Source organism: Psychrobacter sp. MES7-P7E (genome assembly GCF_002863645.1).
Lineage (GTDB): Bacteria > Pseudomonadota > Gammaproteobacteria > Pseudomonadales > Moraxellaceae > Psychrobacter.
Genome location: NZ_PJBU01000100.1, coordinates 37,681 through 51,136 on the forward strand (window position 1 = coordinate 37,681; position 13,456 = coordinate 51,136).

10 protein-coding genes are annotated in these 13,456 nt (G+C 44.3%); 7 read left to right on the plus strand and 3 right to left on the minus strand.

Features of this window, described 5'->3' with window-relative positions:
• The first annotated feature begins 68 nt into the window (after positions 1 to 68).
• The 5 genes from CXF62_RS08635 (at position 69) to CXF62_RS08655 (ending at position 7,549) form a co-directional block, all read left to right on the plus strand.
• Positions 69 to 968, plus strand: coding sequence for a CBS domain-containing protein (locus tag CXF62_RS08635; protein ID WP_057761902.1), 900 nt, complete (start codon positions 69 to 71; stop codon positions 966 to 968).
• A 276-nt stretch (positions 969 to 1,244) separates the two neighbouring features.
• Entirely contained in the window at positions 1,245 to 2,819 is a 1,575-nt protein-coding gene (gene lnt, locus CXF62_RS08640) for an apolipoprotein N-acyltransferase (RefSeq protein ID WP_102093920.1), read from the plus strand.
• A gap of 192 nt (positions 2,820 to 3,011) precedes the next feature.
• Positions 3,012 to 3,455, plus strand: a complete 444-nt coding sequence (locus CXF62_RS08645; protein WP_102093922.1) for a hypothetical protein — start codon at positions 3,012 to 3,014, stop codon at positions 3,453 to 3,455.
• 300 nt (positions 3,456 to 3,755) lie between these two features.
• On the plus strand, positions 3,756 to 5,324 hold the full coding sequence (locus CXF62_RS08650) for a peptide MFS transporter (protein WP_102093924.1): 1,569 nt from the start codon (positions 3,756 to 3,758) through the stop codon (positions 5,322 to 5,324).
• A 407-nt stretch (positions 5,325 to 5,731) separates the two neighbouring features.
• Positions 5,732 to 7,549: an aminopeptidase P family protein gene (locus tag CXF62_RS08655; protein WP_102093925.1), complete on the plus strand. Its 1,818-nt coding sequence runs from the start codon at positions 5,732 to 5,734 to the stop codon at positions 7,547 to 7,549.
• 138 nt (positions 7,550 to 7,687) lie between these two features.
• Here the strand turns inward: CXF62_RS08655 and CXF62_RS08660 are convergent, their stop codons facing one another.
• The 3 genes from CXF62_RS08660 to CXF62_RS08670 all read right to left on the minus strand — a co-directional run bounded on the left by CXF62_RS08660 (position 7,688) and on the right by CXF62_RS08670 (position 11,510).
• A complete protein-coding gene (locus tag CXF62_RS08660; RefSeq protein ID WP_102093927.1) occupies positions 7,688 to 8,533 on the minus strand; it encodes a hypothetical protein in 846 nt (281 codons plus the stop codon).
• Between the two features lie 130 nt (positions 8,534 to 8,663).
• Positions 8,664 to 9,998 carry a beta-ketoacyl-ACP synthase II gene (gene fabF / locus CXF62_RS08665; RefSeq protein ID WP_102093935.1) on the minus strand — a complete coding sequence of 445 codons (1,335 nt, stop codon included), beginning with the start codon at positions 9,996 to 9,998 and terminating at the stop codon, positions 8,664 to 8,666.
• A gap of 153 nt (positions 9,999 to 10,151) precedes the next feature.
• Positions 10,152 to 11,510: an anhydro-N-acetylmuramic acid kinase gene (locus CXF62_RS08670; protein WP_102093928.1), complete on the minus strand. Its 1,359-nt coding sequence runs from the start codon at positions 11,508 to 11,510 to the stop codon at positions 10,152 to 10,154.
• 143 nt (positions 11,511 to 11,653) lie between these two features.
• On the opposite strand from CXF62_RS08670, the gene tyrS reads away from it, so the two are divergent.
• Both tyrS and CXF62_RS08680 read left to right on the plus strand, forming a co-directional pair.
• A complete protein-coding gene (gene tyrS, locus CXF62_RS08675; RefSeq protein WP_102093930.1) occupies positions 11,654 to 12,865 on the plus strand; it encodes a tyrosine--tRNA ligase in 1,212 nt (403 codons plus the stop codon).
• 39 nt (positions 12,866 to 12,904) lie between these two features.
• The coding region (locus CXF62_RS08680) for an AAA family ATPase (protein ID WP_185156625.1) at positions 12,905 to 13,456 on the plus strand (552 nt) is incomplete at its 3' end.

The following is a 13,456-nucleotide window of genomic DNA, read 5'->3' on the forward strand; positions in this document are numbered from 1 at the left end:
GTATTGTTCGTTTTTCTATTGAATACTATTCTGATTTTTATTAACTAAAGAGGTTAAATCACACCACCATGTCTGACGACACTCCCAGCCCGAGTAGTTGGTCGATGCGCGGCTTAAAACGCTGGCTATCGACCGCCCCCGAAACCCGTGATGAATTGATTCGTCTGGTACAAGACTCGCGCCAGTTTTTAGAGCCTGATACTGTCGATATGCTAGAAGGCGTGCTAGATTTGCCTGCGACACAAGTCCGCGAAATCATGACGCCGCGTCCGCAAGTAATTGGTCTGCACGAGAGCACCAGTCTTGCTGAAGTGATGGACATCATTCTTGAGACCACCCATTCGCGCTATCCTGTTTTTGACAGTCAAGATGATGATGCCGTCATCGGTATCTTATTGGCAAAAGACTTGATTCCGATTCTGGTACATATGGTTCGCAACCAAGAAGACAAAATTGACAGTAAGCGTCTTAGAGACTTGGTGCGCCAGCCGTTATATATCAGTGAAACGGCTCGTTCTGATACCTTGCTACGCTCATTGCAGCGTACCCAAGTACACATGGCGATTGTCGTTGATGAGTTTGGTAACTTTGGTGGTGTCGTCACCATGGAAGACTTGTTGGAAGAAATCGTTGGCGACATCGTCGATGAGCATGATGACTTTGATGAAGACAGCGATATCAATAACATCGTTCCTGATCCAGAAAAACCAAATACATGGCGTGTCCAAGCGTCTACAGTAATTGAAGACTGTAATGATGAGCTGGGTAGCCGTTTTGACGATACCGATGTCGATACGATGGGCGGTCTGGTCATGCAAGCACTTGGCTTCGTTGGTGATCTAGAAGGCGAGAGCGTCGTGATAGATGATTGGAAAATTACCATTACCGATGTAGAAGGTCGATTTATCCAAAATCTAGAGCTGACCAAAACCAATGCTGAGCAACAGATATTGATAGGCAGCCACTAGCTTGCTTATAGTGTCACGATAATTGGTCAATGAAAAAAACTTGTTAGCAAATGCCATAAAAAACACGATGAAAAATCGTGTTTTTTGCTTTCTGCCTTTTGGTCTTTAGAATGAGGTTTTAGCTACGCAAATTTACCCACTTGCAGGTTTTGACTGGTATCATGGGTGGGTTTTATTTGTGGCCCTGCATAAAGCATTGTGCAGTCAGGTTTTGCGTGAGTGTTATCTCATCGCTTAGCTGAGAAATTTTAGTAAATATGGTTTTGGATAACTGCTATGCGTCTGTCTACTGTTGATTTGCAAAAACGTCTGAACCCCGATAAGCCAAAAGGTTTACACATGGGACTGACGGTACTAATAGCTTGGCTGGCAGGGGCCGCTTTTATACTCTCGCTCGCGCCTTATGGTATTTGGCCAGTTGCCTTGGTATCGCCTGCTATTTTGTACGCGTTATTGGTACCAGCGATGACAGGTCGCCGCGCCTTTCTAATTGGTCAAGCGTACGGTACAGGGCTGTGGTGTGTTGGCGCTTTTTGGCTATACACTTCGATACACGTTTATGGCGATACGCCCGCATGGCTTGCGCTGATTATGATTGCGCTCATGGGTTTAGGCATGGGACTATTCCATGGCTTTTTGGCGCTCATCTTTAATCGTGTGGTCGGCAAGCAGCCGTTATCTTTTGCCGCCTTGTGGATACTTCAAGAGTGGATGAAAACGTGGCTATTTACTGGTTTTCCTTGGCTATTCGTTGGTTATGCGTTTACTGAGCAGTATTGGCTGTCTTCGCTAGCACCTGTAGCTGGCGTCTTTGCGGTTTCTTTTGTAGCGGTATTATTGGCTGCCAGTATCGTTGAGCTATTGCGTCGCCGCGGTGGCTATATGATTCCATCGATAGCATTGCTTATCATTAGTAGCACGCTATGGTTGATCAATCCGCAGTGGACCAAACCAAAAGGAACCCCTGATCTATCGGTATCTTTGATTCAGGGTAATATCCCGCAAGATCTAAAATGGCTCACCGAATATCAGATTGAAACGTTAAAAATCTATGCAACGTTGACTCGTGACGAGTGGGGACGTGACATCGTGCTGTGGCCTGAATCTTCGATTCCTATGTTTCAGACAGAAGCTGTGGGTTTTATCAGTGAAATGGTCGCGATGGCCAAAGAGACTGACACGACATGGGTGACAGGTATTCCTTATAAGGATGAAGCAGCGTTTGATGCCAGTACAGATAAATATCCGCCGTTCTACAATAGCGTGGTAGCGCTAGGGGCACAGGCAGAAGGGCTGTATAAAAAGCAACGTCTGGTGCCATTTGGGGAATATATTCCATTCCAAGGCGTGCTCGATATTTTGCCTAATCTAGCAGGTAGCCAAGATATCATGAGCTATAGTCGCGGCAGTGATCAGCAGTCGCCGCTGCGTGTTCGAGGGCACAACCTAGGTGCAGCCATCTGCTACGAAGTAGCGTACCCAGATACCACGCGTAAAAACGCGATTGGCACAGATTTCCTATTAACCATTTCAAACGATGCGTGGTTTGGTACGTCGGCAGGCCCGCTACAGCATCTACAAATGGTACAGATGCGTGCGTTAGAAAATGGTCGCTGGTTTATGCGTGCGACCAACACAGGTGTGACAGCTATTATCGACCATAAAGGTCGTATCGTAGAGCGTGCACCGCAGTTTGAGCGTACTGTATTGCGCGGCGATATTCAGGCACGAGTTGGCAACACGCCATTCATGCGTTTTGGTCAATATCCTATTTTGTTTATCATGGCACTGTTGCTGATACTTAGCTATTTGGGTAAACGTACTAAGTCTCCAGTACGTTTGGTTAAGTAATATTATTAAGTAAGATGTGTCGATAGCGAATAATAGATAACTGATTAAGTGGTTAGCTGTCACAAGTGCCAAAAATGAATAGTTAAATTATGGATAATAAACCCTTTAAATACTTAAGGGTTTTCACAAATCAGTATAAATTGCGATATAATAGGTCAATATTTCAAATATTTTGTGCAAGGTGGATAAGGTATGTCAGAAGGTATCGTTAATAACAATCCAAAAAAAGAGCTGTTATTCGCTTTAGGTGGCATTGCCATGTTCCTAGGTATTGTCTTACTTATTGGTGTTTCTGCATTTTTGCGTCCAGCAGGCGAGCATATCACTGCTGAGACGACTGAAGCGTCGGCTGCGGCAGATGAAGCAGAAGCCACTGCTACTGAAGAAGAAGCGGCTCCAACCGATGCAGAAGCTGCAACAACAGCAGAGGCGTCAGATGCTACAGCGCCTGAAACTGCAGCAGATGCAACACCAGCGGCAGATGCAGATAGTGCAGTCGTTACTGCGGAAGCAGGTACAGCGACTGCCTCTGGCACTGTAAACCAAGCCGCTGTTGCTGATGCTGATTTGACAGCTGAGCAAGCGGATGGTGACTTAGAGGCTGGTGAAGCTACTGAAGAGACCGCAGCACAGTAAGCTGTAGTATGACTGTGTAAATGATCTAAAATAGTGCTACTTAATTATAAAATGAGTCTTATTATGAAGTCTCTATCAACAGTGCTATAAGCATAATGATACAGTTCTAAATAGTCATAAAAAGAGCCCGTTCTCAACCATTGAGAGCGGGCTTTTTTTTATGAGTATTTGTGTAATTTTTGACCAACTTTTTCTTTACTTGATTATAACCAAGTGAAACAATGTTCCGCCTATATGACCGTCCATCTGGATAATCAGGGGTTTGGTCATTACAAATATGATCTTTAAAGGAATAAAGTTATGGGCACAGAAACAAATTCGGGGGCTAGTGCAGCAGAGTTAGAAGCTCTAGACAATGGCTTTATGGGACATCCTGCGCCCTTACGCTCATTGTTTTTTACCGAAATGTGGGAGCGGTTCTCCTATTATAGTATTCGTCCACTATTGGTTTTATTTATGGTGGCAACAGTGAGCAGTGGCGGTTTTGGCTTTAGTGAAGTCACCGCTTCTGCTATTTATGGTATTTTTGCGGGTTCGTTATACTTAGCAGCAGTACCAGGTGGCTGGTTAGCAGATAACTGGCTAGGTCAAGAGCGTGCGCTGTGGTGGGGTAGTATCATTATTGCCCTTGGTCACTTGTGTATCGCGCTTTCAGCGATGTTTGGCATGACGCTGTTCTTTGTTGGTTTAATCTGTATTGTCTTGGGCTCAGGGTTATTTAAGACCTGTATCTCAGTGATGGTTGGTGCCTTGTACCCGAAAGGCGACTCTCGCCGTGATGGCGGTTTCACCTTATTTTATATGGGGATCAATATCGGTGCGTTATTAGCGGCACTTATCGTCGGCGTATTCAAAGAAAAAGGCATGTGGCATGTCGGCTTTGGCGTTGGTGGTTTGGGTATGCTGGTCTCATTACTGATCTATCGTTTTGTCGCGCAAAAGAACTTAACGCGTTATGCACGCGCCAAAGGTATTTCTGCTGAGTGGGAAAAATCTAACGACCATTACAAAAACATCGGTCGCTGGGTTGGTGGTTTCGTTGCGTTGCTAGTAGCCGCAGTGCTACTAGTGTCTACTGGCATGATATCGTTTAATCCTGAGATGGTTGCAGAGTATATGACGTATATCATTGCTGCGGTCGTCATCTTGTATTTCGCTATTATGTTTATCTCACCGCGATTGGATAAGACGGACAAACTACGCTTATTAATTTGCTTTGTTTTAATCATTGGCTCGACGCTATTTTGGTCAAGTTTTGAGCAGCAGCCAACATCTTTTAACTTATTTGCCGATCGTTATACCGATCTGAATGTTTTAGGATTTGAGATACCGAGTATCTGGTTCCAGTCATTGAACCCACTATTTATTTTAATATTGGCACCTATCGTTAGTATTATCTGGGTCAAGCTTGGTAACCGCGGTCTTGAGCCTAGCAGTATGGCTAAGTTTGCACTCGGTATGCTACTGGCAGCCGCAGGTTTCGCCTTGATGATTTTCGCCTCAAAAAGCATTTTAGCGCCTGGTGCTGGCTTGGCATCGCCACTATGGTTGGTTGGTAGTTTATTATTATTGACGCTAGGTGAGTTAGCATTAAGCCCAGTTGGTTTGTCTGCCATGACTAAATTGGCGCCAGAAGGTATGCAAGGTCAAATGATGGGACTGTTCTTTGCTTCTATCGCTATGGGTAACTTGGTTGCAGCTTTCTTTGGTGGGCATGTATCTGCTGATAAAATCGAAGGCTTACCAGGTCTGTTCACAACCATGACCATCTTCTTGGTAGTGACCGCTGTACTATTATTGATACTAGCAAAACCTATCAATAAAATGCTTAAAGAAAGCGAGCGTGAGAAACAACTGGCCAAGCAATAAGATAGTCTGATGTACATTTGTGAATAATAACAGCACAAGTGACATATGATGAGACGTGTTACCATTACTGGTAGCACGTTTTATTGTTTTAGTTAGTGAGATATTTGGCACAAGCCATTGAAAGCTTGCTATCTGCCCAAACATCTAATGATAGGGCACTGTGAACCCCAGTGACGCAATATTAATCTCAATTTTTTATTCTTAATAAGTAGAGGCAATTACCCAAACAAACATAATTAAATAGCTAAATAAGTAGACTGTTTGCTTGAATAATTGCTATCGATAATAAATGTCTTATTAAAACTAAAGCGGTAACAAGAACTCAAACAAGACGACTATTAGAACAAGACGATTGTTAATAATCGCTCCAACATCAAATTTTTATAACTTCTATAAGGACACATTCAATGAATAAACAAGCCATTCACGAACGTATTGCTAACTTACGCAGCACCTTAGCCGCGCAAGATCTCACCGCAATCATCGTACCCTCTGCTGATCCACATTTATCTGAATATCTACCAGAGTACTGGCAAGCACGCTTATGGCTGTCAGGGTTTACCGGTTCTGTCGGCACGCTTGTTGTGACTGCTGATTTTGCAGGTCTATGGACGGATAGCCGTTATTGGGTACATGCTGCCGAACAGCTAGAAGGCACAGGTATTACTTTAGAAAAGCTTGCGCCAGGTCAGCCAAATCATATCGACTGGCTAGCCGACCATTTGCAAGAAGGGGATAGCGTAGCAGTAGACGGTAACGTACTATCTATCGCTGAGCAAGATCGCCTGTTAAATGCTTTTGATGCCAATGACATTACTTTGATCACTGAGCGTGATGTGCTGACAGAGATTTGGACAGATCGCCCAGCACTACCGGCGGCCAAATTATACGCGCATGATGAACAGTTCCTTGCTCAGTCTGCCCCCTCAAAACTTGCAGCAGTACGCGAAGGCATGGCAAAAGCAGGTGCGACCCATCATTTACTTTCAAGCTTAGACGACATCGCTTGGTTGACGAACTTGCGCGGTGCGGATGTTGATTATAATCCGGTATTCTTGTCACATATGTTGATTGACGCAGACAAAGCAACGTTGTTTGTTGATACTGATAAAGTAAGCGAAGATATTGCACAGAGTTTAAAAGACAGCGGTATCACATTGGCTGACTATTCTGCTGTGCAAGAGGCATTGAGTGCCTTAACGCCAGACGATTTGTTATTGTTAGATCCGAGCAAAGTCGCAGTAGGTACACTCTCAAAAATAGCAGACGATGTTGGCTTTATTGAGCAAATGGCGCCTAGTACATTACTCAAATCTGTAAAGTCAGATGCAGATATCGATCATGTGCGTGAAGCAATGCGTCAAGATGGCGCTGCCTTAGCTGAGTTTTTTGCGACATTTGAGCAGCGTCTAGCAGCACGTGAGCGTTTAAGTGAGCTAGATATTGATAGCATGCTGATAGATGTGCGCAGTCGTCAGCCGCATTATGTCTCGCCAAGTTTTCCGACCATCGCAGGCTTTAACGAAAATGGCGCATTGCCACATTACCGTGCAACGCCAGAAAAATTCAGCTACCTTGATGTGGCCGAGGGCGAAGGCGGATTGCTACTGATTGACTCAGGCGCACAATATCAAAATGGTACGACTGATATCACCCGCGTAGTCGGTATTGGACAAGTCACTGCTGAGCATAAACGCGACTTTACGATTGTGTTAAAAGCTCACATTGCGCTGGCTCGTGCCCATTTCCCTGATGGTATCGCCTCACCGTTGATCGATGCTATTTGCCGTGCACCATTGTGGCAAGCACAGATGGACTATGGTCATGGTACAGGTCACGGTGTTGGGTATTTCTTGAATGTACACGAAGGCCCACAAGTCATCGCCTATAGCGCAAGCACGCCAAAAGAGCGCGCGATGAAAGTCGGTATGATTTCTAGTAATGAGCCAGGTCTATACCGCGAAGGCAAATGGGGTATTCGTATCGAGAACTTGGTAGTGAATACGCCAGTTGCCAAGCCTACTGAGACAGAGTTTGGTGATTTCTTGAACTTTGAGACCATCACTTACTGCCCAATCGATACGCGTCTGATTGAGCCATCGTTGTTGGATCAAACCGAGATTAATTGGTTGAATGACTATCATAGCCAAGTCTTCGCAGAGCTAAAAGATCGTGTTGAAGGGTCAGCGCTTGAATGGTTGACTGAACGTACCAAAGCCATTTAATACCAAGCTCAAAATATTAATTACAAGTACTAAAAAGCCCCGTAAATTATTTACGGGGCTTTTTACTGTTCGTTATTTAATACTTACTACTGAGCGACTGTTGCTAACTGTAGGTTTAACACTGAAAAATAATCACTGTTAGTGGATGCTTTTCTTAGCAGCTTCATTATTAGTAGTTGAATCACTCTGCTCGCTAAAGTGTTGAGTGACCTCAGCACGTAGCCAAGACTTTAGGTTTTCAGACATCAGCATCATTTGCTCACTTAAATAATCATCGACCTGTGTTTCTAGCTCACGGATTAGCTGTTGGTGTGTTGCATCTAGTTTAGCGTCTTTTAAGGCCAAATTAATCGCTGCACTGGCTTTACTATTGATATCTTTAATATGGTTATCGCTAAGTGTATGAGCCTGTTCGCCAATGGTTTTGTTGTCAGCATTTTTATTATCGCTAGCATTACCTTCAGTATTTTTTGCTTCTGATGCGTCTTTTTCAGTCTTCGCGCTAGAATTCTCAGTAACAAAATCGTCAGTAACAGCGCTATCTGTCACGACTTTATCAGCGTTTACTTTAGCTACGTCGGTAGCAGCCAGTTCTTTGTCATTGTCTTTCTCTAACGCTGACTGCGTATTCTTTTCTTGTTCTTTTCGAGTCGCTTCTGCTTTGAGTGTGGCTTCTTCTGTTTCTTTTTTCTTCTGCTCGTCTTCTAGCTTTTGTTTTGCAGCGGCCGCGTCTTCTTGCTCTTGTTTGTCTGTGATCGCTTTCGCAATGGCTTGCTCTGCATTGTAGTTGTCGTAGAGCTCGTCTACATGCGCATCTAAGTCATGGGTATTAAAAGTGAAGTCTTCAAATGAGGTGTCAGATTGCAGCAGAGTAGTGATGTCTTTTAGTTCTTGGGTGATCGCTGCGCGTACTGGCTCAGGTGCACACGTCCAGCGTTGATAAAACTGATGGGAAAATGAGTAGCTTGACATGGTATCTTCCATAAATGTTCCAAAAATTACCCCTTATCATACGCAAGTACGATAAGGGGCTGCAAGTGGACAAACGTAGCAAATCTGACACCAACGTTACAACGCATTTATTACCATGCGCTGCGAGGTAGTTGGGTGGCTGTTATTGATTGACAGGCCAGCGAGCAAATACCAATGAGCCATTGGTACCACCAAAGCCAAAGCTGTTGGATACTGCATACTGCAGGTTATCAACTTTGCGCGATTGATTAGCCACATAATCAAGGTTACAGTTGTCCTCGACATCGTCTAGATTGATCGTAGGTGGTACATGCTGATGTTGTAGCGCTAATACTGTAAAGATAGCTTCAACTCCGCCAGCGGCACCAAGTAAGTGACCGGTCATCGATTTGGTTGAGCTAACTAAGATGCTGTCTTTTACAGGATAAAATACAGTTTCGATAGCAATAGACTCAGCCACGTCACCCGCAGGGGTACTGGTACCATGAGCGTTGACATAGCCGACGCTTGATGACTCGATACCAGCATCGTTTAGTGCATTTTGCATCGCTCTTGCCGCACCGCTACCGTCTTCTGGTGGCGCAGTAATATGACTGGCATCATCGCTCATACCGAAACCGACTAACTCTGCCAATATCGTTGCACCGCGTGCTTTGGCATGGGCAAGGCTTTCTAATACGACCACACCAGCACCATCACCAAGGACAAACCCATCACGACCTTTATCAAACGGACGTGAGGCTTTGGTTGGTTCATCGTTGCGGGTAGAGAGTGCATGCATAGCACTAAAGCCAGCTATACCAAGTGGGCTAGAACCTTTTTCACTACCGCCTGCCAGCATGACATCGGCATCACCGTAAGCGATCAAACGAGCGGCAAGACCCATGGCATGAGTCGCCGTGGTGCAAGCTGTTGATGTCGCAAGGTTTGGGCCTTTTAACTTATGCTTAATCGCTACCAGTCCAGCGGCCATATTAACGATAGAGCCTGGAATGATAAAAGGTGAGACTTTGCCTGCGCCTTTTTCGTGTAGGGTATCACGGCTGTTTTCAATTGTTTGAATACCGCCAATACCTGAACCTAAAATAATACCAAAGCGATCTTGATCAACGCCTTGCACAGGCGCATCAGCAGCACTGACTTCATCGATAAAACCAGCGTGCTTTAGTGCCATGGCAGAAGCGGCAACCCCATAATGCATGAACTCATCATAGCGACGTGCATCTTTAGCATTCATATATTGCTTGGCATCAAAGTCTTTGATCACGCCAGCGATTTGCGCACGGTAGCCTGTGGCATCGAAATGCGTAATCGGTGAGATACCACTCTCGCCATTGAGCAATTTGGTCCATGAGCTATCGACGTCTAGACCGAGCGGCGTAATGGCGCCCATACCTGTGACTACCACACGCGTATCATCAGAACGCTCGTAGTGAGGTGGTTTTTGACGCGATTTATGTACAGGTGCTGCAGTCATATTATTTGTGTCATCAGTGGTGGCTTGGTCGATAGGTGAACTACTATTCTGGCTCATGCGATATATCCTATACTTACAGGTCCTAAGAGGATGGCGTTTCAAAAGTCATTATAAAACACATAGGTGCACGTATGTAAACTAAAATTTAACTGGTCAGGCAAAACATACTTGACCCAATACCACGCCTTTATTTGCACCAGTTACCGCTGGTAAATTACCAGTTTCACCCATCAATGTTTGTCTGGCCAACCATGCAAAAGCAACGGCCTCGACCCATGTTGGCGCAAGCCCTAAATGTTCAGTGATTTTTACTGTGCAATGGGGTAGGTGTGCTTGCAAGCGTGTCATTAAATATTCATTCAATGCGCCGCCACCGCAAACATAAACCGAGCTGTTTTTTGAAGTGCTGACAAACATATTGATTTGCGTACTGGCACTGATAGCCGTTAGCTCAGTCAATGTGGCTTGTACATCTGCAGATGAGTAGCGGGTATAGACAGAAGTCTGATCGAATGTTTGTAGCTCATCCTGTAGCCAAGCCAAGTTAAAGTCTTCGCGGCCCGTACTTTTGGGATGAGATTGAGCAAAGAATGGATGTGCCAACAGCTGCTGTAATAGCGGTTCAATGATGACTCCAGACTGTGCCCAAGCACCGCTCGCATCATAGCTATTATCAGTATGCAATGCTGTCCATGCATCCAATAACAAGTTGGCAGGTCCCGTATCATAGCCAACAACTTGAACTTCTTCACTGGCTGGCAAGACGGTTATATTAGCAATACCACCTAAGTTTAATAGCACACGGGTACTATCAGGATTGGCAAATAGTGCCTGATGAAACGCAGGTACTAAAGGCGCACCTTGACCACCAACTGCCATGTCACGACGTCGGAAATCACTGACCACGCTGATACCTGTGCGCTCAGCGATGATATTGGCATCGACCAGTTGCAAGCTAAAACCCATCTGCGGGCGATGGCGTACGGTCTGTCCATGACAGCCAATCGCTAACACTGACTCAGGATCGGTATTTGATTGCTGCAATAGCGTATTGACCACTTCGCTCGCGAACTCAGCATACGCGCGACTTGCCCAACCGAACCAATCCAATTCACTTTTTGGTTCATCGGCCTCTGGTAAAAGTTGATTTACACCATTCGGCTGACATAATGCCAGTAAAACTTCACGCAGACGGGGCGGAAAGTCTTGGCTATAGGTCGCAAGCAGTTGCATTGGCGGTTGAGTGTTGTCTTCGTTGCTCATCTCAGGATTAAATTGACAAAGAACCGCATCCATACCGTCCAAACTGGTGCCAGACATCATGCCGATATATAAGCCATCATCGAAGCTTTCAAACACCGTTTGCTCAAGGGCATCGGTCAGGGTGGCGTAGTTCGAATCATCAAAGGTCAAATCATCAATATCGTCTGAAGGGTTATCCAAACCATTATTCATAAGCAAGTCTGCGAGGGCATTATGGTCAGTATCAGCAATCGATGCGGGGTTGGTCATGGCAATTTACCTTAAAAAACGCTAGTATATCCGTCAAATTCTAGCATTTTTTCCAACCTTTTGAGGTTCTAAACTTCCTAAGGTGTTGAGCCAGTAACCGTCATTCATAAAAATCCCAATTAAAGTGATATATAGAGAGCATCATGACCAATCAAACTTACACCCTAGAAGAACAACTGGCCCTTATTCAGCGCGGTACGCAAGAGATATTGTCTGAAGATGACTTAGTGGCTAAGCTAAAGCTCAATCGTCCACTACGTATCAAGGCTGGCTTTGATCCTACCGCCCCTGATCTGCATTTGGGTCATACAGTATTGATCAATAAGCTTAAGCATTTTCAAGATTTGGGTCATGAGATTTATTTTCTAATCGGCGATTATACTGCCAAGATTGGTGACCCTTCTGGCAAAAACAGCACGCGTCCACCGTTGACTGATGAGCAAATCAAAGCCAACGCCATGACTTATGCTGAGCAAGTATTTAAAATCTTAGACAAAGAAAAAACTCGCGTGGTCTTTAACTCTGAGTGGTTCAATGACATGAGCGCCGCTGACATGATTCAGCTTGCCAGTCAGCAAACCGTCTCGCGTATGCTAGAGCGTGATGACTTTTCAAAACGCTATGCATCACAAACGCCTATCTCAATTCACGAATTTCTCTACCCGTTAGTACAAGGCTACGATTCTATCGCCCTAAAAGCAGACGTTGAGCTTGGCGGTACCGATCAGACTTTTAACTTGCTAATGGGTCGCACGTTGCAAGGACGCTATGGCCAAGAGCCACAAGTGTGTATCACTGTGCCAATCTTAGAAGGGCTGGATGGTGTCAATAAAATGTCCAAATCATTGGGCAACTATGTCGCTATCTATGATGCACCAGGCACGATGTACCAGAAAATCCTGTCGATGCCGGACACACTTATCCATCGTTACTTTGAGTTCTTAAGCTTTAAGCCAATGGAAGAAGTGGCAAGCTTGATGCGTGAAATGGAAGATGGCCGTAACCCACAAGAAATCAAACGTATCTTAGCCGAAGAATTAATCGAGCGTTTCCATGATACTGATGCCGCTGCCAATGCGCACAAATCTGCCGGTAACGTCTTGGCAGATGGCGAACTACCGGTTGACTTGCCAGAAATAATGTTAGATCTGGAAGGGCAAGATGCGTTATTTATCACTCAAATCCTGAACCAAGCTAAGCTCGCTAAAAACAACTCAGCTGCCAAAGACATGGTAAAACGTGGCGCGGTCAAAGTAGATGGCGAAGTCGTTGATGGTGGCTTTAGTCTAACCTCAGGTCAGACGGTCGTAATTCAAGCAGGCAAAAAAGCTTATGCAAAAGTGACGGTTGGTTAGACCCAATAATATTCTTATAAAAAACAGGGATGTTTTCTTATGATGAAATTAAAAAAAGTAGAAATACTGAAATATAAGTCTTATACGGAAAAACAAGTTTTTGAAGTGGAAGAAGATATTACAATTTTAGTGGGAATGAATGAATCTGGTAAAACTGCAGCTTTAGAGGCTATTGCTAAGACTAATTATTTCCAAGATGATGATGATTTTAAGTTTAATGTCACTCATGATTTTCCTAGGCGTGAAAAGAAAAGAATGGAAAAATCAAGTGAGGATCCAGTTGCCATAGTTTGTACATACAAACTGGATGAACTTTTGATTGAAAAAATTGAAAATGAACTTGGTAAAGATACACTCAAGAAAACTGAATTCGATTGTACAAGTAACTATGCGAGTGGACGTACTTGGTCAAATATTACTATAGATCGTGACAAGTTCGTAAAATTTCAAACTGGTAAATTAGGGATATCTAGTAAAACTCTGAATGATAAACTTGTAAAAGTTAATTCTAAGGAAGAGCTTAATGACTTGATTTCAAGTTACAGTGAGGTTCAGTACAAAGAAGGACTTTTATCATTTTCTAAATTTTAT

Bases quoted from the DNA above. Each gene is read 5' to 3' on its own strand.
- tyrS (WP_102093930.1), top strand. From the start codon at position 11,654: ATGACCAATCAAACTTACACCCTAGAAGAACAACTGGCCCTTATTCAG.
- CXF62_RS08660 (WP_102093927.1), bottom strand. From the start codon at position 8,533: ATGGAAGATACCATGTCAAGCTACTCATTTTCCCATCAGTTTTATCAA.
- lnt (WP_102093920.1), top strand. From the start codon at position 1,245: ATGCGTCTGTCTACTGTTGATTTGCAAAAACGTCTGAACCCCGATAAG.
- CXF62_RS08635 (WP_057761902.1), top strand. From the start codon at position 69: ATGTCTGACGACACTCCCAGCCCGAGTAGTTGGTCGATGCGCGGCTTA.
- CXF62_RS08670 (WP_102093928.1), bottom strand. From the start codon at position 11,510: ATGACCAACCCCGCATCGATTGCTGATACTGACCATAATGCCCTCGCA.
- CXF62_RS08645 (WP_102093922.1), top strand. From the start codon at position 3,012: ATGTCAGAAGGTATCGTTAATAACAATCCAAAAAAAGAGCTGTTATTC.
- CXF62_RS08655 (WP_102093925.1), top strand. From the start codon at position 5,732: ATGAATAAACAAGCCATTCACGAACGTATTGCTAACTTACGCAGCACC.
- CXF62_RS08650 (WP_102093924.1), top strand. From the start codon at position 3,756: ATGGGCACAGAAACAAATTCGGGGGCTAGTGCAGCAGAGTTAGAAGCT.
- fabF (WP_102093935.1), bottom strand. From the start codon at position 9,998: ATGACTGCAGCACCTGTACATAAATCGCGTCAAAAACCACCTCACTAC.